This is a genomic window from Pseudomonas wadenswilerensis (genome assembly GCF_024749185.1).
GTDB classification, from domain to species: domain Bacteria; phylum Pseudomonadota; class Gammaproteobacteria; order Pseudomonadales; family Pseudomonadaceae; genus Aquipseudomonas; species Aquipseudomonas wadenswilerensis.
In genome coordinates, this window is the sequence record NZ_CP087191.1 from 2902658 (window position 1) to 2927159 (window position 24502).

Below are 24502 nucleotides of genomic sequence, written 5' to 3' on the forward strand. Positions count from 1 at the left end.
CAGCTATACCCTGCACAGGAGAGTGCGCCGCCTACAAGCTAGTATTTCTTATAGGTTTTGTCTGGCAGTCCCGCGCCGAGCCGTGGCATTCTACTCGGCGGACTTCAAGATGGAAATCCAACAGGGTATACACAGGGAGTGTAAGGAATGCAGGCCAAGCTGGCTGATCTCCATACCCGTCTGGCGTCGGACAGTAACCTGGACGAACAGATGGACAGCGTCGCCGAGCTGGCGGCGCAACTGGGCTTCGATGCCCTCGTGTACGACTACAGCCCGGTGCCGCTGGATCACCTCGGCGAATTGATCACCCCCGCCGTGGTCAGGCTGCGCCAGACCCCGAGGGATTGGCAGGACCTGTGGTGCTCCGATGGCTTCTACCAGATCGACCCGGTGCAGCAACTGGCCGTTTCCTCCATCGCGCCGTTCGCCTGGTCGTACCTGCCCAAGGGCGAGACGGTCCTGCAGCGCCTGATCGATCGCCGCCATGCGCCGGTGGTCGGTTACCTGCTCGATGCGCAACTGGCCTGCGGCGTCACCGTGCCCATCCACCTGCCGCGCGGCGGGCTGGCGACCCTGACCGGCCTGCGTCCCCAGGCCAGTCAGCGTGACCTGGACGATGCCCGGGAACACCTCGCCGACTTCAGCCTGATTGCCCATGCCTTGCAGGAGGCCGCCTATCCCTTGCTGGGCAAGGAGGCCGCCAGCCGCGCCATCCGCCTGACCCGCCGTGAGCTCGAGTGCCTGCGCTGGGCTGCCGAAGGCCTGACCGCAGCGCAGATCGCCGAGATGCTCACCCGCTCGCTGGCCACGGTCTCCCTGCACCTGACCTCGGCCATGCACAAGCTGGGGGCGAAGAACCGGGTCCAGGCGGTCGCCCGGGCGGTGCACTACCGTCTGCTCGACAATTGAGTGGTAAAAAATCCGAAAACCTAGAGAACTCTCTAGTTATGCCTCGTCGTGCGTAGCGATATTGTGTGCTTCACGATTCGCACGGAGCCGGATGAAATGGAACTCATCAAATCGCATGAAGGTTTTGCCCCGTTCGGCGACTATCAGACCTGGTACCGCGTCACGGGTGACCTGGATGGTGGTCGCACCCCGCTGGTCATCCTGCATGGCGGGCCGGGCTGCACCTACGATTATGTCGATGCCTACAAGGATGTCGCGGCCGGTGGCTACCCGGTCATCCACTATGACCAGCTGGGCAATGGCCGTTCGACCCACCTGCCGCAGATGCCGTCGTCGTTCTGGACGGTGAAGCTGTTCATGGAAGAGCTCGACAACCTGCTCGAGCACCTGGGTATCAGCGACCGCTACGCCCTGCTGGGCCAGTCCTGGGGTGGCATGCTGGCCAGCGAGCACGCGGTGCAGCGCCCGGCGGGCCTGCGTTGCCTGGTGATCGCCAACTCGCCGGCAGACATGCGCACCTGGGTCAGGGAGGCCAACCGCCTGCGCGAGAAGCTGCCCAAGGACGTGCAGGCCACACTGCTGCGCCATGAAGCCGTGGGCGACTACACCGCCGCCGACTACATTGCCGCCACCCGGGTGTTCTACGATCGTCACGTGTGCCGCCTGAACCCCTGGCCGGACGAGGTGGCCCGCACCTTCGCCCAGGTCGATGCCGACCCGACCGTGTACCACGCCATGACCGGACCCAACGAGTTCCACATCATCGGCAGCACCAAGGACTGGAGCATCGTCGACCGCCTGCCGCAGATCAACGTGCCGAGCCTGCTGATATCAGGACACTATGACGAAGCCACGCCGCTGGTGGTCAAGCCGTACTTGGACCTGATCCCGGGCATCCGCTGGGCATTGTTCGAGAACTCCAGCCACATGCCCCATGTGGAGGAGCGGGTGGCCTGCATGGGTACCGTGGTCAAGTTTCTCGACGAGAGCCTGTAGCGTTCGCGACGCGCACCATGCCAGTGTCCAGGCGGTTGGCGATCGCGCCAGCCGGCATTAAATTTGTACCGTTTGCTCGTGAACCTTGTGTTGAGGATCGCAGTCTTAGCCGAGCCATTTTTTCGGCATTACCGCTGTCATCCCATCAGAGCCGTTCGCCCCATGCGCCAAGCCGTCCGCTGCTCCCGCTTTGTCTCGCTCTGCCTCATTCCTTTGTTCCCCCTGCTTGCCAGCCCCGCCCATGCCAGCGGGGAGAGGCAACTGGTGGAGGCCATCAACGACTACCGCGCCCAGCCCCAGCGCTGCGAGAGGCGCGTGGTTCGGGGCTCGACGCCGCTGGCGTTGAAGTCGAACCTGGCGTTGCCGATCGGCTATAGCGGTGGTTTGCGGGAAAGGTTGAAGGCTGCCGGCTATCAGGCGGTGACGGTGCGAACCATCCGCCTGGTCGGCGCGCAAGATGCCGAGGAGGCCTTTGACATGCTCCAGAGCGACTACTGCGCAGCCCTGCTCGATAACCAATTTGCCGATATCGGCGTCAGTCGCGCCCGCAGCGAGTGGCGGGTGGTGCTGGCGCGCCCCTTGCTCGATGCTCAGCTTGGCGACGGGCGATCTGCGAGCAACGCGTTGCTGGCGCAGGTCAACGCAGCACGGGCGAAGCCGCGCCAGTGTGGTCGCCAGCGCTTCGCCGCGGCACGTCCGTTGACCTGGAATACTGCCTTGGGGACGGCGGCGCAGAGACACAGCCGGGCGATGGCCAACGGCAATTACTTCGCGCATCGTGCTCCCAACGGCGACTTGCCGGCAGACCGGGCGTGGGATGCCGGCTACCGTGGCCGTCAGATCGGCGAGAATATCGCCGCAGGGCAGGGCTCACCGAGCAAGGCGATGGCAGGCTGGCTGGCCAGCCCCGGGCATTGCGCCAATCTGATGAACCCGATGTTTACCCAAGTGGGCGCGGCCTATGCTGCGAACTCGCGTAGCGATGAGGGCGTGTATTGGACGATGCTGTTCGGCGCGCCTTGAGGGAGGGCGAGCCCCTTTTTATGGTGGACAATCCAAAACCTTGCGCTAGCCTGAAAGTTCTCCTCTAGGGAGGAGATCAATTGATCAAAGGAATGAACCAATCTATATACAGTTCTGAAGGAATAGAACAATGACTGATATTGACTTTTCATCGGTGAAGTCCAACGTAAATGATTCAGCATCATTGATGCCTAGTATTGCCAATAAAAAAATCCTCATGGGTTTCTGGCATAACTGGCCAGCCGGCCATAGTGATGGCTATCAAGGTGGGCAGTTTGCCAATCTGAATTTAGTGGATGTACCCAAGGACTACAACGTTGTTGCTGTAGCGTTCATGAAAGGCCAAGGTATTCCTACCTTCAAACCTTACAACCTCTCCGACGATGAGTTTCGCCGTCAGGTAGGTGTGCTGAACAGCCAGGGACGGGCTGTACTGATCTCATTGGGCGGCGCCGACGCTCACATTGAGTTGCACAAGGGGGATGAGCAACCACTGGCGAATGAAATCATTCGCTTGGTTGAAGTCTACGGTTTTGATGGGTTGGATATCGACCTGGAGCAAAGCGCCATTGATTTTGCTGACAACAAGACGGTGCTGCCGGCGGCCTTGAAACTGGTGAAGGATCACTACAAGGGCGAAGGGAAACATTTCATCATCAGCATGGCGCCTGAGTTTCCCTACCTCAGAGTTGGCGGCAAGTACGTTGGCTACATTCAGGCCCTTGAGGGGTACTACGACTTCATCGCGCCTCAGTACTACAACCAAGGTGGCGATGGGATCTGGGTGCAGGAGGCCAACGGTGGGCAAGGTGCCTGGATTGCACAGAACAATGATCAGATGAAAGAGGATTTCCTCTACTACCTGACCGAAAGCCTGGTGACTGGCACTCGGGACTACATCGCCATCCCCGCAGATAAATTCGTCATTGGCTTACCGGCCAATAATGACGCTGCGGCCACTGGCTATGTGATCGATCCTGCTGCAGTTGTAAATGCATTCAAGCGTCTCGACGCTGCCGGCCATTCCATCAAAGGGCTGATGACCTGGTCTATCAACTGGGACGATGGCATTACCAAGGACAATGTTCCCTACAACTGGGAGTTCTACGATCGTTACTCCCCGTTGATTCACGGCGGGTCGGAGCCTGGTGACCGGCCAACGGCGCCCGCGAACCTGTCCGCCAGGGACGTAACCGAGATCAGCATGACCTTGAGTTGGGGGGCTTCAAGCGGCCCTCGTCCAATCGAGACATACACGCTATACCGAAATGGGGCTGCGATAGGCCAGGTGGCAGTTTTAACGCTGAAGGACTCAGGCCTAACGCCGAACACTCAGTACAGCTACTTTGTCACGGCAACAGACTCTCAGGGTAATGAGTCGCTTCCGAGCAAGAGCCTGAGCGTTCGAACTGCTGGAGACATCCCTGATCCAGAGTTCCCCGAGTGGCAGTTGAACCATCTGTATCGCAAGGAAGATGGCGTGACGTACGAAGGTAATCATTACGTGTGCCTGCAAGAGCACACTTCAAACGCAGGCTGGACACCACCCGTCGCCTTTACCCTTTGGTCGAAGGTCGCAATCAAGCGGCGCGCTTAGAGCGAAATGAAAGCCCGGCTTGAATGCCGGGCTTTCTCAGGGTTGGCCTCATACGCGTCGATGCACATCCGCTCGTGATTACCCTGCAGTGGTCAACTAATCCCGGACACTGCGTTAAGTTTTTCTTCGGCAACAGCGGGCGCCAGACCGCTGTTGAACTGATGCGGTCGCTGCCAGTTGTAGCGCTGCATCAGAAACCGACCAATATCCTGCTGTGCCAGCGAAGCACTCATATAACCCACGGTCGGTACCCATTCCGTTTTCAGGCTGCGAAACAACCGTTCCATCGGTGCATTATCGTGGCAGTTTCCACGCCGATGCATCAGCACAGCCTTCATCATGACTTCCAGGGCCAGGCCACAGAGCATGTGGTAGACGTGGTAGCAGGCTAGACCCATGTCAAAACCGGATGAAAGCCCAAGCTCTTGAGCGATTTCCTTTGATTTGGCGCCCATGGAATGCCATACCGCTCCGGCGCTTGCGTGTAGGTCTGAAGAGCGATTGAACCAATGGTTCGGATGGTTTTTCATCTCCGTCAGGGACTCTCGCTTCATAAACATCGAGAGGTCTAGCGGCTTTTTTGTCGGTGGAGTTCATGGGGATGCGCCTTTGACAGTCCAGTATCAATTCTTTTGGAACATACGATTGATATTGGCCACTACGCGATTACGCATTACCTCGGTGAATGAGGTTAATTCTGGGTAGATGAAGTCTTTGGTTACACCATATAGATTGAGTTCTCGATGAATCGCCATGGCCAAGTCACCAGGGATGTCTATTCGGAGAATTCCTGAGTCACCACTTTTTTCGGCCAGGCTCACAGGGTCGTCGGATATGATGGTGTTTGCGAAGGTGAAATTCTCCTTCGCTTGGAATACTGGCTTGCTGATGTCGTTTGAGAACAGAAATACGCCTTGCTGATTCTTTATGCGAGGATTAAGAGGCAGCGGCTCAATGATGTAATGGCAGTCATTATGGATGGTCACAGCGCTGAGCGACGCTAGTGCATTCACCGATTCATCATCAAAGACAGCGCCAGCTGATCCTTGGTTGCAAAATTCCCTTCCTGGATCATTACAAATTCCGTCACGCCCAGTTGCTGCCACGAATCCTTGAGCTGCGCCTGATTGACGTCATAGCGCGTGTGATAGCGATGAGATCGCGTTTTGTTGACCGTTTTGGAGTAGGAAGTGAAGTAGTACACCAGATCCTGGTGCTCAGCCTGATGTACACCAATCCGATTACCAATGAACATCGGCGCCAAGGGTGAAAGTGAGTGCACACCGGTCATTTGGGAGGTCTGTTGATCAGACCGTGTACGTATCAACCACGCGCCTTTCGGGATGGGCGGCAGCCCATGGCCGGCACCGTCGTTCATGCCTGGGTATAGTCGCTTCGCTCCGGCGTTGATGTACACAATCAACGGGCTGTCGGCCACAGCGGTAGGCGACAGCAGCGCTTGAGTTATGAGCAGTTTGGCAGCGTCCTGATCCAGCAATTTGGGGCTTGCATGAATGGCACAGAGGCCTTCCCTGTAGCTTGTCCAGTGACCCGGCTGAGTAGGCCTGATCGTGAAGGAACACGATACCTGGTACCTATCACTGCGGTCACTTCACGATAAGCGTCTCTTTTCCTGTCTCAGGGTCACGAGACCACTTAATGTCGCAAGGGTCATCACTCCCAACCTGGCGAAATAACGAAATCACCTCATCAATACTGATGAAGTACAGGCATTTATCCTTGTCGAGATCTGAGCTGAAGAATGCCCCGTTCAGTCCGCACCCCTCAGATATACAAGGCGCGAAAACGAAGCTATGAATGATCCGCCCGCATACAAACATAACGTCTCGCCCCTCCTGACCGGCCTTGGAGAGGTCGTAGAGTTCATCTAGGCGGTGGTTGTTACGCCATGTCACGCGCTTTAGGTTTGGATGCTTATGAAGGGGGATAGAACGGTGGCGGGTCTTGTCGGTGATCTTGGCAGGGGCCTCTAGGAGCTTCCTGACGGAGTAGAAGCCAATAAAGATGTCGCGTTCCACCTGGGCAAGTTCTTCATCAGACAGGACACTGGCCGTTTTGAGGTGCTCAAGACGATCTGCCATCTCTAGCAGCGGTTGTTTCCAGTACCAGCTCTCCCAGATCATCTTTTGAGTACTCTTAAGTCACTTCGATTTCTTGATCAAATAGCTGCTGACCGAGGCGCACAGGCCAACTACGAGCTCTGCGTCTTCGAAAGACGGTTCACGGCCTTCCTGGATGTGCCGCCCGAACTCCGAGGCATACGCCCAGGTTTTGATGACAGCCTGATCCAATGGCGCTGGAATCAGAGTTCGGGAATCATTCATGATCTTCCCGAGGGTCGCTTGTTGGTCGCCAGTGACCTGCCGAGCGACGCACTCCAGCGAAGCCATGGCATGCTGTATCGCCCCCGTCGGGTCTGGAGACGGTCGGCGTGAAAGATCAGCAATCGCCTGGTGCAATTCCTTGCTGGCCGTGACGTGCCCATGTTGATGCTCAGTTTCTTTCGCCGACGTCAAAACCTGTTCAAAGGATTCAGAGCCACGGATTTCGATGCGACCATCCAGCAGCTTCCACCCTATGCCGTGCTCAATGAAGAACTCGTTCAGCTCTGTAGTGAAGTGCTCGTACACGCCAGAGTCATAGTTCCGGTTGCCGAGGTAATCATCGAGCAGCTCAATGACGTCATACACCTTGAACCACTTGCACTGCTCAAGCCGCTGAACGTTTTCCTCATGGATATTAGGCCTCTCACTCCAGTTCTGCTTGTCGGGCAAGACCTTCAGGGTCTGGCAGATGATTTGGCGCAGGTCTGATGGCTTGAGACCACATTCGTAGCTCAATTGAATCAGATACTCCTGCAGCGCTTGCGGTGCGTCTTCCCGGACAGTGATTTCGGCTTCATCGACCTGCGAAAAACCGTGACGCCTTGAAAATGAGTCCTTCATCCTTACCCTCCGCCTCACCTAGTCCACTGGCAAATCGCCATAGCAATCTGGATCGATAATGCCTGACATTTCGGGCTTGGGATAGGTAACGGGAATCGACGCTTGACCTAGCCTGAAGACTGCGTATTCACCCGCAGCGGTCTATTCAAGCCACGACCGTTGAGAAGCGGCCTCAGGTCTTGCCCGAGCTACCAGTGAAGGGTGTCGTCACAAACTCAGCCTGAGGCCAGGAAACTTCGTAACATCCGCCGCTGATCACACTCACTTGCTAGGAAGTCCAGTGGCAGCCCGCCCTAAGTACTCACGTTTTTTTGAAAAACAAGCCTCAAACCGCGACTCTACGCCGGCGTCTCAGTCGTGCCCTACGGAGTCGCTCGTTGATTCATTCGGGCCATCCCTGTTTCCAGTCGGCGGGTGAGGGCCTGAGCCGTCTTGATAGAGCGCGTGTAACCGTACGCCGCGAGGCCATACGGTAATGTATCCCGATGGATTTTTGGCGGCTTCAGAAGTGCTTGTAATACTCCGCGCGTTGATCAAAGGTCAATTCTGATAGCATAGGGTGGTTCCTGGTTGCGTAGGTCGCGAGCTCAGGATTACGTGATCGCCAATATACTTTGAATACTTCCGCATATCTTTTGATGTTTTTAAATATTTCTTGAAATTTCTCGTCAAGTTGTTTGAGTATGATCGTGAAGTGATATTCAAGCATTTCCGTGCTTCCAGGGTCGTACCCGTCATTCTCGATAATAGTGCTATCAACACTTGGGATCCCCCATGAGAGACCGATGATCGGACACAGTTGCCTCATTTCGGAGTACAGACTGCGAATGCGTTGTTCAAATTCATGGCGGTTAAAATATTCTGGGTCATATGTCCCGTGACCATCTACACTCATATGGCCGTTGCGCTGATAGCGAGAGAATAGATTTATCAAATTTTTATGCGTAGAAATTATAGATGGCAGAACCCAATCCATCATTCTTAGATTTTTGGCTAAATGGTAGTGCGAGTGCATTTGTGCCAAATCTATCCTGTCTTCTTCGGTAAAGCGTAGGCTTATAGACTCGGTTTTTCCGAATATGTATCGAGCAGGCTCTCTGCGCTTTTCAAACTCTATCGACTTGGAGTAGATTTTCCGAGTATCAACGTCGATCATCACTATAAAAACTGGCGTTTCATACATCATCCAGAGGTTGAGTGTCGTCCGCCTGATAGCAACGGTAGGTAGCGCTTCCGGGTTGCGCGGATTACCAGAAGCTGTGCCTTTCAGCTGAATGCCGGCGATCTGGCCGATCACCTGATGGTTCTCGTCAGTAAACTCAAGGTGGAAATCGATCCCGTAGTCATTCTCGGACTGCTCGCGAAGTATCCATTGCGGAGGGAGCGCCTGCCGCAGCAGGGTTTTGGCGCGACTATCGGTGATGTGGGACGCTGACCGCTGAGGGAAAGAATTTTCAGTCATGTAGATTCCAGCTTCATGCAGGCGGTGAGGATCGCTCGTCAAATGCGATCGCTAGGATTTGAAACAGGACTGGATACTCTAGATGGATGCCCGCAGCAAGATGGAGGCGGCACAAAATTCACTGCGAAGAAGGCGGTGCCCTGCGGCTAGGTCAAGCGAGGAGGTACCGGTTCGGGCTCGCCGCTGGATACCCATCAGCGACCCTGGACTGTGGGTCTTGAGCCTCGTTAAGTGGAAACGGCATCCATTCCGCAACGGGGGCTACCTGGCAGGGGCGACACCAGCTGCTCCTCAACAGTCCTAGAAAACCTGGGCGTTGAGCACACACCCAGAGCATCTCCAACCATCCGTGGAGTACAAGTGTACTCCTGCGGTTGTTTCCGCCTCTTGAAGCGCGCAGAATTGTCCATTGCCTGTCATAAAACGGCGCTCCGTCTCCGGATCGTTGCGCTGACGCTGACGGATCACATCGCACTCATACTGTCGTGCAAAGCGGAGGCAACATGAGACGCCCTTGAAGACCCACAAGCTGTATCGCGCCTTCGACGCCACGGGTCGACTGCTGTACATCGGGATCACTATGAGTCCGCTCACCAGGTTGTCGCAACACCTGCGCACGTCACACTGGTCAGGCGATATCGCGCGTATAGATATCGAATGCTACAGATCTCAAGCGCTGGCGAGGGAGGCAGAAAAAGCTGCCATCGAGCGAGAGGCCCCACTGTTCAACATCAATCATCAGCTACCAGATCGAACCTCAAGCTGCGCTAAAAGTGGCCGTAAAGTCGCAGCGAGAAATCGCGCTTTTGATGTGCGCCATGTCAGCCAAAACATTCGGGATGTAGCGGCAATTCTCTCGAGAATCTCCATTGCCGCTCCGGATGTGAAAATCGAGGGCGACTTACCATCAAGCACGTTCCTCCGTATCAATTTCACCCTACCCAATAGTGTGTACGAAGAGGAGCTGGGTCTAAATGAGCTCTTTGACGTGTTACCCGTTCGCCCGGCGCCCTCACGCAATATTTTGCTAGTGACCGGCATTGATGTTCTTGAGCAACGTGACGATGCAACGGTCTGCCAAGCTTCAATGATCGCCCCTTGGTGGCTAACGCACCTGTGCACCAGCCATCTCGGCAACCGTGATGACTTCGATGAGGCATACCCGACCGAGATTCTGCCTTCCATTTCTACCTACAACAGAGTCATTCAGTACCTTGGCAGTCGTGCCGAGTCCCATCCGTAGCCCAGGATGCTGCTGCTGAGGTGATCTGTATCTGCACTTAGCGCTACAAGCTGGGTCGGGGCATCGGTAACCGGTGGCCAGTCACACCTAGGATCAACGCGGACATTCAGGAGGCCATTACTCGTGAAGGTGCCTACCGCTGTGAGTATCGTGTGCGACAGCACGATGGCAGCTACCGATGGGTAGCTGCCAATGGCCGCACTGAACTCGACGAAGAGGGCCTGGCTATTCTCAGGCGTACTCATGGGCATCGAGTAGCGCCGGTCTGCAGAGACGGAGCGCGATAGGGTTTCAGTCTTACTCGATACATTTACAGCCGCGGCTCCTGGTTTCGCCTATGCCGAAGAGCTAGAGGGCCGACTGCTTGTCGCTCAACATGGCGCCACACAATTAATCGGTAAGGGTTCACTGGCTACCTTCCAAAAACTCAATTAGCTCGTCCAGCGAGCACGCCCAACGGAGCTCTTCTAAGGCAATGGATAACGATTGAGCGTTGCTTGTATAGACCGCAAACGGGGTGCACACCACGCCCACGATCCGGTTGTAGCCTGAGAAATCAAAGTTATCCCCGGTTCGATTCGCAGATAGCTGATCTACGATTCCAGCCCAGAACTCAACCCCCTTGTCGACGGTGGAGGCGGCATTGCGGATTGTGTTATGTGTACCTTGGTCGTACTCGCGGGTGTAGGGAATGCTTTTGCATGAGATGACGAGAAGGGTTCGGTCATACGATCCGATGGCGTCAATGTCGGTCAGATCTTGGCCGTTGATTCGAAGTGGGCGTTGCCTCAGCCCTCGGTGCTCAGTGTTTCCCCAGCGCGTTCGATTAACAGCTTCTTGAACAACGTCCTCGAATTTAGCCGCCCGGGTATTGGCGATATTGCCTTGGAGTTTGGGGAATTGGAACGAGGCCAGGAAGCCCATGGATGCCGCCCACATGTCGATGCACATGTAGTCATTGGTGGCTTTAGCAGGAGCGCCGTGTGCTGTGGGCCATACCTCTCCCTTGGACGTCATACAAACGGCGCTGAAGGCTTCAAAGTTGTCCGGAGCCTCAAGCTGCGGCAACACCTCGCGAATCTCAGCGCAAACGGCTTCGTATTGTCGTTTGCCAAACCTGCGCCAGGACTCTAGATTGACGATGAAATAGCCAAGCTCCAACGCCCGCAGAATTGAGTAAGGACTGGCTTGAAGCCAGCGTCCGCCCAGCAGCAGAACGATCAAGCACACGCAGGTGTCAGGGTCTATGCCAACTGTAGCCATTGCCGGTAAACGATACAGTTCGAAGATCCGCTCGAGGTCGAGATTGCTAGGGGCGAACCTAGCGAGGACTTTTCCATCGCTACCATAGTGCTCGGCGCAAGGATGGCCCTCTAGGAACGGTTGGGGTGAAACGGCAACCTCTTTTTCGAGCAGGCCCCAATATGCGCGGGACACATCGAGGCTGGGCTTATTGTCGGTTTCAGTGATGTTATCGTGCGCTAGGCCGGCGCGGCTCATGACTGCACTCAGGAACGTGTGCTTGTGAGCATCATGGCGTTGATCATAGGTTTCTACTGCTGATGCCAACACGGGATCTGCCACACGCTGAGGCAAGATTGTTGGTGCAGGACATGCCATAGGCGTGTGAGTGAGGCGGCCCTTAATTGGCCATTTTCCTGGCCTCTGAGCACCTACAGAGGCAAAGGAAAAGTCGAATCCCTTGCTGGATAATCGAAACCCTACGTGCAGGTCATAAATGATGATGATAAAAGCCACAAAGCGCGCAATGTGCCTCAGGGTGCTTTCGTTAACGGGGAAAACAAACCCTTTACTGCCATAGATCGCCGATTCCAGCTTGGTGCTGCGATTCGCATAAACCTCGATCAGCGCGCGGGCATTGGGTGCAGTGGAGGCCAGATCTCCTCTGAAGACTTTATTTGGCATGCGGCGTAGATAATACATCCACCGCATCGTCGAATAAGCGTTGAGGTTGGGGGCAAACGCGTTTTCCAGCGCCTCGATGCATTGGATGAAGAAATCGCCACTGCCACGGGCTGGCATTGACCCGGTAGCGCGCGCGGAAGCAAAGAAGGGTTGTCGCTTCAAGCAACCTTCAAGTTCCAAAAGGTACTTGCTGACGTCAGCTAGGAACTTCTGGTTCTGTGGAGCATCGAGAAGAAGGGCACTCATGGTAACTCCAGCTTTAAGGATTGGTTGTGTTGCCAGCTAGCTTGCCAATTATTAAGGTGGCTGTGTTGGAAAAGATTGATTCGCCTTGCTTGGAGAGTTTATAGGTTAATAAGTTAGGCGACCTGTTAATCACCCTTGATAATGATCATACTCTATTGCGCAAGCGAAGGCGTAACATGTTTCGGTTCCCTGGATGACCTCGGTAAATTTGCTCCTGACCTTGCCGACAACGACTGGCACCTAGAGTATATAAATTATAAATTCCACATAAGATGATTTTTTGTCATTCGATATTTTCCGGCTTTGGCTGCCGACGCCATCAACTTATATCCTTGCATATCGGCAGCAATAAATTTTTTGATGCGGGCTTGAGGGCGGTGCGTTGATTTTATTGAGTGGAGTTAAGATGCCTATCATTGATCTTTACGGGAGATAATGCGAAAATTACACATGGATCTCGACAGTGGAAAAATGACTATGGATGTTGTTGCTTTTGATGAGTATGCGCCTGCCGGGTTCTATCGACAAAAAATTATTGACGCTGCTAATGCCCTTTCAACTGGCAGTCTCATGGATGTTGGTCAAGCAGTTTTCAGCTTTTATAGTGGTCGTGACTATGAGGCTGGAAAGGTGGCGGAGCTTAGTTGGTCTCACATAAAGGCCTTGTTTCTAGACCCTACTTTGTCAGTGTGGTGCGCGCGCAATCCTCAAGTTGTGTTGCGGTGGGTGGAGGCAAGCTATTTTTACTTCAGATCAATGGCTGCTATTCCTGAACTTGCCCGGGAAGTTTGGAGCGCCTCTAATCATATTGTCGAACGGTTCAGTGATTTCGTCACTGAAAGTTTTAGTGCGGCCAGTCAAATGGCTACCTGGGACTACTTTTATGGCAAACAACATCACCCCGCGTGCTTGTATGCCATAAAAAAACGTACTATGCCTTCACCTCGGGATAAGGCATACAAAGCTCTGTACCTGTCCACCATTATAAATAAAGGCAGAGACGATTTTTCTGAAAACATTGTATATGCGTACAAAAAGCGCGCGTATTTGTCTCATGTAAATCTCGCTCTTGCGGTATTGAACTACTATTGCGAGATCTCCAAGGCAGAGTCATACATCGACGAGCTGCTTCGAATACTGAAGGGGAAAACGCTGCGTCAACATTTGGCGGCGGGCAATACAGACTTCCTTAAGCCCCTGATGTGGGTGTTTTATGATGAGAATAGATATTCTCTGATGCTGCGTTTTTTGCGCGTACTGAAGGATAAGGAAAAACTAGGCGATTTTACTGCTTCGCACGCTTTTTTGCTGGCAAATGGCGATCGCCTGTCGATCATGACCTCAAGCTGGAGAGACGAATTTCCAGCAGAAGGCAATTATGAGACCTATAAAAAACTCATCCAAGTGAGCAATTGTTCGGTTAATACAGCGATTAGCCTTTTAGGAGAAGAGGGCATTCTGGGGGAGGACTTTGACTCAGCCAGGCGCGGTGCGCCTCCCGTGAAAGATGATTTGAGCGCATTGGCAGACGCTACAATAGCGCATTTCAAATTGGCTAATCCTATCTATAGTGAAATAAACAGCCTTACGTTGGTTCCGTCTCATAATTTTCCAATCCAATCCTCTCTCTTTAGGTTAAGTAAGCCGGCTCCAGTCGTTTCTGTGAGTCTGGAAGATATACTGGATGATCCCGAGGATCGCCACTTTGTATTCTTTTTGTCAAGTCACACGGTGACGGTCAACGTAGAAGAAGCATTTATTCGTGCAGAGTTTGGTGAGGATGCCGAAATCTTTATTGATCCTTCGGTGGAGCAGTTCCTTAGTGTAATGAAGGAGCCGAAGTATACCCACATCTATATTTCTGCACACGGCGAGTATGATCATTGGGGCGGCGGTGTAGCTGATGAAATACAGTTTAGCGGCACATCAAAGATTGGTGTGGATGTTTTGCGGCAGTGTAAGTCAGCGCCGGGCTGTAAAAGAAATATTATTCTGAATATCTGTGATGGAGCCACTTCTGCTATTGACTGCGTACCTTATCAGCGAGGTCTAGCGAGCTCCCTGGCTTCAGGCTCGCAAACGGTCATTTCTCATCTGTGGCCCGTGCACCCAATTTACGCATGTGCATTTGGAGTGCTGAGCCTGCATTTCTTGAAGGCTGTCAGCGCAATTGATGCTGCGCGCCAGACTTTTGGAGTACTCGATAGAGAGCATGATCAAATATTGGTAAATATTGAGAGAATTGCACCATCATTCTCAGTGCTGAAGGGATATTTGAAAAATGTTAATTTTAATATGCAGGAGTTTAAGAATATAGGAAGTGTTGCAGTCTACTCATGAGTGTTGCAGGCCTGTCCGATCAGTGGGTAGCAAAGGGTGTTATTTTAGAGGCCTGAGCAACTCACTTGCTCAGACTTCGATGAACGTCTGTTTGGCTTGGTGCGCGACAATCAACGCTTGAGCCTTTACTGACGTAAAAGTTCGTCTTATCGAGTCGGCACGACTCGCTACAGCTTCATGCTTACCGCTACCAACTCAGCAATTCCATTGCGCACAGCATCTATGTTGTCGTCCTTCGCGGCGAGTCGTGCAATCCACTGATGTGGTGTCATTTCCACTGGTCTATTTTCTCGCTCGGCGTTGACCAGCAGCCGCCTTCAGCTTTAACTGTATGCATATACAGTCTTGGCGTAATGCACCCATTATGAGCGTCACCATCCTCGGCCCTTTAGCTGAAGACGGAGTCTAGCTTCACTTCTATTGGTTCAAAGTCCCTGCGGACTTCCCATCGCCGACTGCTGATCATCTCGAGCAACACATCTCCATCGACGAGCTCCTGGGCATCCGAGCTCCGCATGTTTACCTGGTGCGCATCGAAGGGCACCGCATGGAAGGTGCAGGGATCTCGACCCTGGGTTTTACCTGTCAGTCGCCGGGTATTCGAAGCATGCGAAGTGCTTGCCGTCGTATACGCTGTCTTCCCGATGGCAACGCCCAGCCTGTGCCTTGCAGGCTTCAATGGATTTGGCATCCTCTGAAGGTACCACTACGCGTACGCTTGGCAGACCCTGCTCGTAGCCATGGGTGATCAGCAACTCTGCGACACGGGCCAACAAATCTGGTTCAGTCTGATCCTCGGCGAGGTTCGCACATGCATGACCAACATCGATGACCTGTTGGGAGTCGGGTTCCAGTACCAGACTAGCAATGCCTATGCGCTCCGGGGCGTCGGTCATAATGTCGTAGAGGTTGACGGGAGCACCTGTAGGCTTGAACACCTTTACCGTTCGTGGCTGCAGGGTAAAGCCTTGCCCGTTGAGGATTTGTGGAGTGGTGATATCTTCGCCCGGTATCGGATCTCGAAGATCGGTACCCCTGACCTTGGTCATGTATTCGCGCTCCCGCTAGTGGAAATGTCTCTGAGGTGCGACAAGCGTAGTTGTGGGTCAGGTGGTCTGCCAGAAGCTTGGAGGAGAGGGGACTTAGTAACCCAAAAAGCCGTTTCACTACTCCAATAACCCATGGCCGATAGCTGAGATACCTTCTTGCCGCGACCTAGACTTCAGCTTCGCTAGATGGAAACGGAGGCCTTCCCTGCTCCTGCTTTTTCAGCTTATTGCTAGCCAGGACGAATTGCGTCCTCGCCAGCAGGCCAGCCTAGATCGTCACACGTCAGGGTGGCGGCGCTGATTGTCCGCCGTTAGTGCTTCATCCATCGCCTCGGCCTCCGTGGACTCGCCAAACAACTGGCTAGCCCGACTTTCCAGCAACGCGCCTGCCTGAAAATAGCCCATCACCGTGGTCACACTGCGGTGCTCGGTCATCGCCATCACCTCACCCAGCGGCACACCCTGACGCCCGGCTTCGGTGACAAAGCCTGAGCGCAGGCTGTGCGCGGCCCAATCACCATCAAGCCCAGCCAGCTGAGCGCGGCGTTTGACGATACGCGCGACCTGGTCGCCCGACAGGCCAGCGCTACCAACCCGGCCACCCTTGTACAGGCGGCGGAACAGTGGCCCGCTGCTGGCCGGGGCGGCTGCCAGCCATGCATTCAGGGCTTGCGCCGCCGGCCCGCGCAAGGGCTTCTCGCGGCGCACACCACCGGTGTCGGTCTTGGTCGCGCCGAGCGCATACAACCAGGTGTCGGCATCCAGTCGGCGCAGGTCTTCGACCTGCAGACCTATCACTTCCGAACGCCGGCGGCCGCCACCACTCCAGGCCAGCAGCAACAGAGCGCGATCGCGCAGCCCACGCACGCCGTCGGTGCAGGTGGCAAGCATTGCCTGCAGCGGTTCGAGCACCACCGCGGTTTTCTTGCGCCGCGCCACGCCCTGGCGCGCCTGGGCCTTGCCTGCCTCGCGTAGCAGGGTCTTCACCGCCGCGACCTCGCAGGGATTGTCCCAAGTATTCAGCCGATGCCACTTGGCCAACACCGCTAGGCGGTGGCTGACCGTGCTGAAGGCCAGCGCACCCAACTTACCCTTGACCCCGGCGGCGACCAGCGCCGCATCCAGGTGCGCCGGCAGCAACTGCGTCCAGCTGCCGGCGCCGTCCGGGCGGGCCAGGTGATCGACGATGAACTGCACCACCACTGCGGCGGGCAGCGCGCCGTCGCCGAGCGCGCGGCCGTAGCGCAACTGCAGCCAGGCGGCCCAGTAGGCGAGGGCGCTACGGTAGCTGCGCACGGTGTTGGCGGCAGTGCCGGCGGCGATGAAGGCCTCGGCGGCAGCGCGGGTGCTGTCGGCTAGGTCATGCAGCGCCAGTGGCGGCAGTGACGCGCCGTCGAGCGGAAGTGTATTATTCATTACGTTCAACGTATTATATTCAAGGTATTCAAAATTTAAGGTCGGATAATCTTTTATTATCAGACCTAATATAGCGGAGGGCAGGGCATGGCGGTAGGCGTACCGGAAAACGACGTGTTCGCCGCAGCGGACGCGGTGCTGGCGCGTGGCGAGCGGCCGACGGTGGAACGCGTGCGCCTGGAGCTCGGCCGCGGCAGTCCGGCGCGGGTCGGCGCGCTGCTCGATCAATGGTGGGAACAGCTGGCCGGGCGCCTGCGCGGCGAGACCCGCTTGCCCGGACTGCCGACGGAGGTGGCGCAGGCCTTTGTCGCCATCTGGCAGCAGGCCACGCTGCTGGCCCAGGGCGTGGCGGAACAGGCACTAGCGGCGCAACGCCAGGTACTGGCGGAAGAGCGCGAGCAACTGGCGGCCGAGCAGGCACAGCTGCGCTTGGAGGCAGCCCGCGCCCGCCAGCAAACCGCCGAAGCCATCGCCGCCCGCCAGGCCAGCGAGACCCGCCTGGCCGACCTGGAGCAATTGCTGGTGCAGCGCCAGGCGCAGATCGATGACCTACGTCAGCAGCGTGAGCAGCAGGGCAACCAGCTGGATGAAGCACGCCAGGACGCCAATACGCTGCGTCAGCAGTTGCAGGACAGCCAGACCCAGGCGGCGCAGCTGCGCCTCGAGCAGGAGCGTTACACCCAAGAAGTAGAGAATCGCGCTTTCCGCGAAATCGACCGTGCGCGTGAAGAAAGCAAGGGCCTGGCGGCCCAACTGAAGGATGCCAATACACGCCTGCAGCTCGCGCACCAAGCCCTGCAAACCAGCCAGTCGGCCTTAACCGACGCGCGGGAGCAGGGCGCCGAGGCACGGACGCAGGTGGCCGCGCTGCGCCCGCAGGTGGAGCAATGGCGCGAGAGGGCTGTGCAAGTGGAGGAACAGCTTCACGGCGAGCAACAACGCCTGCAGGCCGCTCACGCCGAGCTGGGCACGATGCGCGAACACGCCGCGGCGGTACAGGCGCGGGCCGACACCCTCGCCCAGCAGGCCAAGCTGCAGGACACTACCACCAGCCCTAAACGGCCAGCACGCGTGCGCAAGGCCCCCGAAAAAGGCCGGTGAGCATCGACTGATTGCGTTCCGCAAGCGGAGCACGCCGGAACGAGGCTGGAAAGTCCGAAGGGCCAAGACCCTGATTTCACTTGCGATGCGCACCCAAAACTACATCGTACTGGCGTATTTGCGAAGCCACTCTGATGCCGGGAGATGTTTACCGATGCCAATATCCGGCCACGTATTAGCATCCTGTAGGGGCTCAGCGATACTCACCGCGCTCGGCACCCATCCAGCTGTCTTGGCCGACTTCCTCAGGTTGAGGAAGGTGATTAATGCCCCAGCCTGAAACAGATCGCCACCGCGCCAGCGGGCGTTCGCCGCGAACGGACTTTGCTGTAGCCGCCTCAAAATGCTAGTCGTGAACCTGCCGAAAATATCGACCATGGTGTGGCCCGCGTACCCGCCAGTACCATCCATCAAAGGCAGCAGCAGACTCTGAGGGGTAATGTCTGAATTCTGACTGTGTCTGAACTGGTCGTATCGACGGAAATAGGCCGCGAACTGAGGATGCAGAGGAAAGCGCAGGCGAGGGTAGTGAGGGCTTTCAAACCATGCCGGTGATGTCTGTTTTTTGCCTGTCGTTCGGGAGTCCGCGCCGTCGGCTTTGAAGCTTGAAAACGTGAGTCTCAGTACCGATGATGACCCCAGCGCGCGCAGCGGGACGTCAGAGTAGATGGCCACAGCTGCGACGAGGAGCCACGGCTGCCACTGCTTATCGTGCTCAGCCAAGGACAGTGCCGTCGACATCACATCTGCCAGCTGCGCCGGCGTAAAAACCGTCCGTGTTTTCCTCCGGCGAGCCTCGAAGTCTCTCGGTTTTAGGCCATCGAACGGATTCTGTGTCGTTGTGGTTAGAGCGGTACCTAGGTAGTCGAAAAAATCCCTCCCACTGTGCATGAATACCTGCCGGTGTTGATCAGTTCCGAGTGCGAAATCTGATCTTGACTCTGGTGTGGAGTCTGACGACGAGATGGAATCGCCTGCGAGCTGCTTTCTGACTATCGGGCGCCAATTGTCGTTAATTGGGTTAACCGCGAACACTGCTTTGCTTTGTAGGTAACGCGTCCCACCAGTCTTAGAGATCCACGACATGGGTAGGCGCATGACGAAGTGCATGAACTCGCTGGCATCCGTTTCTTGCCATTCCGGGAGCGATTTGTGCCGAATCGACCAGCTCCAATGCATCATCGTCTCGAGTACTGGGCATACCATCTTGTAGTGCCTTGGAGTGAATTCCGGCCGTTGGCACTGCTTGGCCAAGAAGTCGATCCCGAAGCGCCACGTTTGAAATGCCTTCAGTGCGGGGTCTAGGGTATCGAGCCGCGTACGGACGTCGTTATTAATTGGGCGCTCCAAGCCTTGATGGTCACCCAGCAGCACAAAAGGCGGGAACAAAGGGTAAGGCACGAAGGAATCCATCTGTTTCGCTGATTTATCCGCTGCCTTCGCTGGTGAATCGTGCGGTGCGCTAGGCGCCGGCTTTGGGTGTGATTTGCCCGCTGGGTTCTTAATCGATGTCCTCGCTGATTTCATCATGACTTAAAGCTCCTCAGGCGCTGGTGGAGCGACTAGTGCAAGGCAGGTCTTCGAGTTTTGAAAAACATAGCGGTGGCCATGAGACGCACTGAGGTCTCTAGAACGCAGCGTAACAAGACCATCGGCATTGAGCTGCTTGCTGGCGTCCGAGCTTGGCCCAAGGTAAGCCGACGCTGGGGCCTAGGCTGTGGAGTGCCAAATTATGAAAAGAAATTGTAGACGCCAAAGGATGCTGGCGGAGGTTGTTCAGTTCTAGACTGCCTGAGCCGTGAGGATTGATTGTGAATCAGCCTGGACGCTGGATTACGCAATTGTGCCGATCGTCGAGCAGAGCACAGGCATGACTGGAGATGTTTAAACTTAATCAATAGTCAGCTCGGTGCAGTTCAGCGCAGTCTCAGTCGTAAACCCAGAGCGATGATTGGACTGAGTCAAGGTTTCTGATTGCAGAATTATGGTTTTCAAACCTCGCACTCAGGGATGCATGGGATGCGAAGCTGAGAAGAGACTGAAGGGATGGAACGTAACGGCTTGATTCGAGGGTTGTATGGTCAATCGAGGCAAAGTCTGGTTTTCGGGGGCTGGTGACATGGACAGACATTGAACATAGCTATGCGATTTAACATAATATACATTATGCGTAGTCAGCTATAGAAGCACGCGGGTGGTGGCAGGACAGATTTCAATCCTGCCACCACCCGACTCCAGCCTCTACGACTTCAGTGCTCGGCGCCCAGCGCTTGACTCACGGCATTCACGAACAACGCCTGCTCGTCATACAGCGAGCTTGGTGTCTCTGCGTTCTTCCAGGTCGACCACTGCACCATCACCAGTTTCTCCGCTGGATTGATTGCGATGGTCTGGCCGTAAATCCCCAGCGCCCAGAACGTTTGCTCGCTGGTGGCGGTTTTCTTCGGCTCGACATTGGCGTCCGGTGCCGGGGCCGAGTACCACCATTGATAGCCGTACTGACCATTAGGTGCCGATGGTGTCACCGAACCCTTGGCAGTCGTCCAGTGCGTCGAACGTGCAATCCAGTCATCCGGCAGTATTTTCTCGCCGGATGGCAGCTGACCACCGCTGAGCACAAACTGGCCAAAGCGGCCCCAGTCACGCAATGCGGCGTTGAAACCGTGGCCGCCCATGTCGACCTTGTCTTTGACCAAGGCGTGCCAGATGCCATCCTGCTGCATGCCGTAACGGCTCCACACGCGGCTTTCCAGGTACTTGGCAATGGTCATGCCCGTGGCGTTTTCCAGCACGCGGCCCACCAGCCAGGCGCCGCCGGTGTTATAGGACCAGACTTCGCCCGGCTTGACCCCGGGTTTGCGTTTGACCGATTTGACCAGGTTGAGCACGCAGTCGTATGGCGCAGGCTTGGCCTCACACTGGGTCATATGGGAAAAATCGGAGTCAGGTGATGCGTAGTTTTCATCCCAGATCACGCCTGAGGTGTGCTGCATCAGTTGATGCAAGGTTACGTCTTGCCACGCCGTGCCTTTGAGTTCAGGGATATACAGGGTGATCTTGTCGTCCACCGACTTGATCTTGCCTTCCTTTATCGCCACGCCCACCAGCACGCTGACCACTGACTTGGCCACTGAACGCGAGGTCCACAGGGTATTTTCGGTATTGCCTTTGCCGTAGTACTCGTAGGCAATCTTGCCGTCCTTGAGGATCAACAGGCCGGTGACGTTCTGGTTGGCGATGTAGTTATCGATGTTGTAGTTATTGCCGTTCATTGCATAGTGAATGGCTGGCATCGGGCTGCCGGCCGGTGCTAACGGCGATGGTGTGGCGCCTTGGTTACTGAATACATCGCCTTCGTACAGGCGGTAGGTATTACGAAAACCCACTACCCGCGTGGCCTGGTCCCAGGTCAGCATGTTGTGGGGATCGGGCAGCGTTTCGTCGTAGGGTTGCGGGCAGACTTTCAGCCCCGGAACGCCGCAGTCTACTGCTTGGGCGACAGCTGCCAGGCTAGCGCTGCTATGAGTTAAACCCAGTGTGGCGATGGCCAGTGCCAGCACCGAAAAAGCCTGGGTGGATTGTTTTTTTATTGTTCTGCGTAACATCAGCGCTTCCTCGACTTTCAATGAATTTCCGCCAGTCGCTTTCGAGCTTATCAACTTGCCGGAACTGGAAAAGAACAATAAAGTCCCGGTCGATATTAAAAAAACTAACAACAGTGAATGCCATGCCAAGCGACCGGCTTCCTCCGCTCAATGCCATTCGTGCCTTCGAGGCGGCTGCTCGCCTGGGCAGTTATGTCGCCGCTTCCCGGGCCCTGCACGTGACCCAGCCCGCAATCGGCCGGCACGTGAAAAACCTTGAAGACTGGCTTGGCGTAAAGCTGCTGGAGCGCACACCACGCGGCGTTACCCTCACCGCGCCCGGGCTTGAGTTGCATCAGGCAGCGACCCAGGCACTGAAGATACTGGCCGATGCCGGCTCGAAGATCGCATGCCGGCAACAGGAACGCTGGCTGCGCATCCTCTGCGTGCCGGCGTTCGCTTCGCGCTGGCTGACGCCGCATATCGACGCTTTGCGCAGCCTGCGGCCGGGCCTGAAGCTGGCCATCGAACCCAACGCCTCGTTCACTTCGGTGGATGCCCGTCAAGCCGACCTGGGTATTGGCTATGGCTTGCCAGGTGAACACGCCGGGGTATTTCTGACCATGATCAAACCTGCAGTTTTCCCGGTCTGTTCGCCGGCGTACCTGGCGAAATTGCAGCGCGAAACCCTCCAGGTGCAGGACCTGCCAACCTGTGACCTGATCCACGTCGACGACGGTACCTGGTGGACCAGCTGGTTCGCGGCGCTGACGTTAACGCTCAAGGTCAGGTCCAATGCCTCGCACATGAGCAACGACATTGCCTTGAACCTGGCCCGACGTGGGCATGGGATTGCTCTGGCGACCGATGTGCTGGTCAAGCATGAGCTGGCAGACGGCTCCCTGGTGCGCTGTACCGATGCGGCGGTCGCACTTGAAACCTATCAAGTACTGACACCGCAACAACCACTTTCGGAAGATGCAGTGTGGTTTATCGAGTGGTTGAATCAGGCCTTGCGCGAGGAGTTTCCCCACGCGGCCGTTGAACACGACTGAGCCGGAAAGCACTCTACTGCCCTGCTCTCTTATAAGCTTAAAATATAACTCAACTAAATAACTATTTAGTTGAGTTATAAGTGACGAGCATAAAAAGGGCTTTGGTGGATAGCCACAGCCCCCCTGCTCCTCCTGTTTAGGGTGGCCTGGGCGCTACTGGAAATCGTTTTTTTACAATTCATAGCATTTTGACCTTTCTGCGCTAACGTCAAATAACAACGACAGTTATTCAAACCAAAAGAGCAGTCCCCTCTCGGGATCGCCAGGCGACCAATAGGTGTGAACGATCCGTACAAGCGGACCTAAACCAGACAAGGAAGCAGTGAATGAACAATGATTACGTGCAAGTACTCAAGCGAGCTGCGTGGACTTTGGTTTTCACTGGATTACCTGCCAGCATGGCCCTGGCAGCCCCCGGCAACTGTGCAACACTAGCCCCCCTACCCGCCGTCCTCGAAGTCGGTGAAGGCATGCAAACGGTGATGAGCTCGGATGTGGCCATCACTCGATTGGCTGTCGGCGATCCGAAAATCGCCGACGTGCACCTCAATGACAATAAAGACTTCCTGGTGACCGGTATTGCCCCCGGCGCTACCAGCCTGATGGTCTGGACCGCATGTTCCAGCTCACCTCGCCAGAGCATGGTGTTTGTCCAGGGCAAAGGGGCCGGTTCGCTGGTGAGCACGGTGATGCCGCCCTCGGAAGACCCAACGCTGCCCAGCCAGGTACAGACCGATATCCGCTTTGTCGAGGTCAGCCGTACCAAATTGAAAGAGGCCAGCACGTCGATCTTCGGCAAAGGCGGCAGTTTCCTGTTTGGCTCCCCCGGCACCGTCCCCCTGGTGACCGTGTCGCCCGGCCAGCTTGGCAACACGGCAGCCCGTATCCCGCTGGATAACGGCAGTTTCAATATCGGTTTCGGTGGCGGCAACGTGCTTGGCTTGATCAACGCGCTCGAAGGCAGTGGCTTTGCCTACACCCTGGCGCGTCCGAGCCTGGTGGCGTTGAGTGGTCAGAGTGCGAGCTTCCTGGCCGGCGGCGAGATACCTATCCCGGTACCCAGCAGTGGCAGCGACACGGTCACCATTGAGTACAAAGAGTTCGGGATTCGCCTGACCCTGACGCCAACCATCATTGGCCGCGATCGCATCGCCTTGAAGGTGGCACCGGAAGTCAGTGAACTCGACTATGAAAACGGCGTGAGGATCCAGGACTTTATCGTTCCCGGGTTGAGGGTGCGCCGCACTGACACCAGTATTTCCCTGGCTGACGGTGAGAGCTTCGTGATCAGCGGCTTGATCAGTTCGACCAATACCTCATCGGTGAGCAAGTTCCCTGGCCTGGGCGACGTTCCGATTCTTGGGGCGTTCTTTCGCGACTCCACCATCAGTCGCGAGGAAAAGGAGCTGCTGATGATCGTGACCCCGCGCCTGGTACAACCGCTGGCGGCGGGTGCCCGACTGCCTACATTGCCGGGTGAAAAACTGCGCAATTACGACCCGAACTGGTTCCGTATGTATTTCCTCGAAGACGGTAACTTCGACAAGCTCAGCGGCTTGTCGAAATGAGCACCAGGACATTGCAGGAGC

Annotated in this window: 20 protein-coding genes and 2 pseudogenes; 11 read left to right on the forward strand and 11 right to left on the reverse strand. The window is 55.8% G+C overall.

Annotated elements, in window-relative coordinates; genetic code table 11:
* Positions 1-147: 147 nt before the first annotated feature.
* The 4 genes from LOY45_RS13300 (at position 148) to LOY45_RS13315 (ending at position 4525) form a co-directional block, all read left to right on the forward strand.
* Positions 148-909, forward strand: a complete 762-nt coding sequence (locus LOY45_RS13300; RefSeq protein WP_115089597.1) for a LuxR family transcriptional regulator — start codon at positions 148-150, stop codon at positions 907-909.
* A 96-nt stretch (positions 910-1005) separates the two neighbouring features.
* On the forward strand, positions 1006-1905 hold the full coding sequence (locus LOY45_RS13305; protein WP_115089598.1) for a proline iminopeptidase-family hydrolase: 900 nt from the start codon (positions 1006-1008) through the stop codon (positions 1903-1905).
* Between the two features lie 162 nt (positions 1906-2067).
* Positions 2068-2928, forward strand: coding sequence for a CAP domain-containing protein (locus LOY45_RS13310; protein WP_115089599.1), 861 nt, complete (start codon positions 2068-2070; stop codon positions 2926-2928).
* Between the two features lie 130 nt (positions 2929-3058).
* Positions 3059-4525 carry a glycosyl hydrolase family 18 protein gene (locus LOY45_RS13315; protein ID WP_134062706.1) on the forward strand — a complete coding sequence of 489 codons (1467 nt, stop codon included), beginning with the start codon at positions 3059-3061 and terminating at the stop codon, positions 4523-4525.
* Between the two features lie 92 nt (positions 4526-4617).
* Here LOY45_RS13315 and LOY45_RS13320 read toward each other — a convergent pair.
* From LOY45_RS13320 to LOY45_RS13345, 6 genes and pseudogenes are all read right to left on the reverse strand, one after another.
* Positions 4618-4848: pseudogene (locus tag LOY45_RS13320) on the reverse strand (integrase core domain-containing protein); the annotation flags it as partial.
* A gap of 300 nt (positions 4849-5148) precedes the next feature.
* Entirely contained in the window at positions 5149-5538 is a 390-nt protein-coding gene (locus LOY45_RS13325; RefSeq protein ID WP_258579281.1) for a hypothetical protein, read from the reverse strand.
* The gene (locus LOY45_RS13330; protein ID WP_338106168.1) at positions 5535-6095 is read right to left on the reverse strand and encodes an RNaseH domain-containing protein; all 561 of its coding nucleotides are present in this window, start codon (positions 6093-6095) and stop codon (positions 5535-5537) included. The genes LOY45_RS13325 and LOY45_RS13330 overlap by 4 nt, the downstream gene beginning before the upstream one ends.
* A gap of 37 nt (positions 6096-6132) precedes the next feature.
* Complete coding sequence (locus tag LOY45_RS13335) at positions 6133-6669, reverse strand: hypothetical protein (RefSeq protein WP_258579283.1); 537 nt, start codon at positions 6667-6669, stop codon at positions 6133-6135.
* Positions 6670-6687: 18 nt separating this feature from the next.
* Positions 6688-7491 carry an AbiJ-NTD4 domain-containing protein gene (locus LOY45_RS13340; RefSeq protein ID WP_258579284.1) on the reverse strand — a complete coding sequence of 268 codons (804 nt, stop codon included), beginning with the start codon at positions 7489-7491 and terminating at the stop codon, positions 6688-6690.
* A gap of 502 nt (positions 7492-7993) precedes the next feature.
* A complete protein-coding gene (locus LOY45_RS13345; RefSeq protein WP_258579285.1) occupies positions 7994-8953 on the reverse strand; it encodes a DUF4365 domain-containing protein in 960 nt (319 codons plus the stop codon).
* A gap of 514 nt (positions 8954-9467) precedes the next feature.
* Between LOY45_RS13345 and LOY45_RS13350 the strand changes: the two genes are divergently transcribed.
* The gene (locus LOY45_RS13350; RefSeq protein ID WP_258579286.1) at positions 9468-10196 is read left to right on the forward strand and encodes a GIY-YIG nuclease family protein; all 729 of its coding nucleotides are present in this window, start codon (positions 9468-9470) and stop codon (positions 10194-10196) included.
* Between the two features lie 116 nt (positions 10197-10312).
* The gene (locus LOY45_RS26880) at positions 10313-10483 is read left to right on the forward strand and encodes a PAS domain-containing protein (RefSeq protein WP_338106169.1); all 171 of its coding nucleotides are present in this window, start codon (positions 10313-10315) and stop codon (positions 10481-10483) included.
* Between the two features lie 118 nt (positions 10484-10601).
* On the opposite strand, the gene LOY45_RS13360 is transcribed toward LOY45_RS26880, so the two are convergent.
* Positions 10602-12368: a hypothetical protein gene (locus LOY45_RS13360; RefSeq protein ID WP_258579287.1), complete on the reverse strand. Its 1767-nt coding sequence runs from the start codon at positions 12366-12368 to the stop codon at positions 10602-10604.
* 450 nt (positions 12369-12818) lie between these two features.
* Here LOY45_RS13360 and LOY45_RS13365 point away from each other — a divergent pair, with 450 nt between their 5' ends.
* The gene (locus LOY45_RS13365; protein WP_258577800.1) at positions 12819-14708 is read left to right on the forward strand and encodes a hypothetical protein; all 1890 of its coding nucleotides are present in this window, start codon (positions 12819-12821) and stop codon (positions 14706-14708) included.
* Positions 14709-15072: 364 nt separating this feature from the next.
* A pseudogene (locus tag LOY45_RS13370) lies at positions 15073-15273 on the forward strand (S24/S26 family peptidase); the annotation flags it as partial.
* 13 nt (positions 15274-15286) lie between these two features.
* Here the strand turns inward: LOY45_RS13370 and LOY45_RS13375 are convergent.
* The gene (locus LOY45_RS13375) at positions 15287-15757 is read right to left on the reverse strand and encodes a hypothetical protein (RefSeq protein ID WP_258579327.1); all 471 of its coding nucleotides are present in this window, start codon (positions 15755-15757) and stop codon (positions 15287-15289) included.
* 276 nt (positions 15758-16033) lie between these two features.
* Positions 16034-17173, reverse strand: coding sequence for a site-specific integrase (locus tag LOY45_RS13380; RefSeq protein ID WP_258577801.1), 1140 nt, complete (start codon positions 17171-17173; stop codon positions 16034-16036).
* Between the two features lie 87 nt (positions 17174-17260).
* Here LOY45_RS13380 and LOY45_RS13385 point away from each other — a divergent pair, with 87 nt between their 5' ends.
* On the forward strand, positions 17261-18274 hold the full coding sequence (locus LOY45_RS13385) for a DNA-binding protein (RefSeq protein WP_258577802.1): 1014 nt from the start codon (positions 17261-17263) through the stop codon (positions 18272-18274).
* Between the two features lie 99 nt (positions 18275-18373).
* On the opposite strand, the gene LOY45_RS13390 is transcribed toward LOY45_RS13385, so the two are convergent.
* Together LOY45_RS13390 and LOY45_RS13395 are read right to left on the reverse strand one after the other, a co-directional pair.
* Complete coding sequence (locus LOY45_RS13390; protein WP_258577803.1) at positions 18374-19804, reverse strand: hypothetical protein; 1431 nt, start codon at positions 19802-19804, stop codon at positions 18374-18376.
* A 719-nt stretch (positions 19805-20523) separates the two neighbouring features.
* Positions 20524-22008: a serine hydrolase domain-containing protein gene (locus tag LOY45_RS13395; RefSeq protein WP_258577804.1), complete on the reverse strand. Its 1485-nt coding sequence runs from the start codon at positions 22006-22008 to the stop codon at positions 20524-20526.
* Between LOY45_RS13395 and LOY45_RS13400 the strand changes: the two genes are divergently transcribed.
* Entirely contained in the window at positions 22002-22913 is a 912-nt protein-coding gene (locus tag LOY45_RS13400; protein ID WP_258577805.1) for a LysR substrate-binding domain-containing protein, read from the forward strand. The genes LOY45_RS13395 and LOY45_RS13400 overlap by 7 nt on opposite strands.
* A gap of 326 nt (positions 22914-23239) precedes the next feature.
* Positions 23240-24481: a type II and III secretion system protein family protein gene (locus LOY45_RS13405; protein ID WP_115086637.1), complete on the forward strand. Its 1242-nt coding sequence runs from the start codon at positions 23240-23242 to the stop codon at positions 24479-24481.
* Positions 24482-24502 lie beyond the last annotated feature (21 nt).

Excerpts from the sequence above, each read along its gene's own strand:
- LOY45_RS13300 (WP_115089597.1), top strand. The coding sequence starts at position 148 with ATGCAGGCCAAGCTGGCTGATCTCCATACCCGTCTGGCGTCGGACAGT.
- LOY45_RS13305 (WP_115089598.1), top strand. The coding sequence starts at position 1,006 with ATGGAACTCATCAAATCGCATGAAGGTTTTGCCCCGTTCGGCGACTAT.
- LOY45_RS13310 (WP_115089599.1), top strand. The coding sequence starts at position 2,068 with ATGCGCCAAGCCGTCCGCTGCTCCCGCTTTGTCTCGCTCTGCCTCATT.
- LOY45_RS13315 (WP_134062706.1), top strand. The coding sequence starts at position 3,059 with ATGACTGATATTGACTTTTCATCGGTGAAGTCCAACGTAAATGATTCA.
- LOY45_RS13335 (WP_258579283.1), bottom strand. The coding sequence starts at position 6,669 with ATGATCTGGGAGAGCTGGTACTGGAAACAACCGCTGCTAGAGATGGCA.
- LOY45_RS13340 (WP_258579284.1), bottom strand. The coding sequence starts at position 7,491 with ATGAAGGACTCATTTTCAAGGCGTCACGGTTTTTCGCAGGTCGATGAA.
- LOY45_RS13345 (WP_258579285.1), bottom strand. The coding sequence starts at position 8,953 with ATGACTGAAAATTCTTTCCCTCAGCGGTCAGCGTCCCACATCACCGAT.
- LOY45_RS13360 (WP_258579287.1), bottom strand. The coding sequence starts at position 12,368 with ATGAGTGCCCTTCTTCTCGATGCTCCACAGAACCAGAAGTTCCTAGCT.
- LOY45_RS13365 (WP_258577800.1), top strand. The coding sequence starts at position 12,819 with ATGGATCTCGACAGTGGAAAAATGACTATGGATGTTGTTGCTTTTGAT.
- LOY45_RS13375 (WP_258579327.1), bottom strand. The coding sequence starts at position 15,757 with ATGACCAAGGTCAGGGGTACCGATCTTCGAGATCCGATACCGGGCGAA.
- LOY45_RS13380 (WP_258577801.1), bottom strand. The coding sequence starts at position 17,173 with ATGAATAATACACTTCCGCTCGACGGCGCGTCACTGCCGCCACTGGCG.
- LOY45_RS13385 (WP_258577802.1), top strand. The coding sequence starts at position 17,261 with ATGGCGGTAGGCGTACCGGAAAACGACGTGTTCGCCGCAGCGGACGCG.
- LOY45_RS13390 (WP_258577803.1), bottom strand. The coding sequence starts at position 19,804 with ATGATGAAATCAGCGAGGACATCGATTAAGAACCCAGCGGGCAAATCA.
- LOY45_RS13400 (WP_258577805.1), top strand. The coding sequence starts at position 22,002 with ATGCCAAGCGACCGGCTTCCTCCGCTCAATGCCATTCGTGCCTTCGAG.
- LOY45_RS13405 (WP_115086637.1), top strand. The coding sequence starts at position 23,240 with ATGAACAATGATTACGTGCAAGTACTCAAGCGAGCTGCGTGGACTTTG.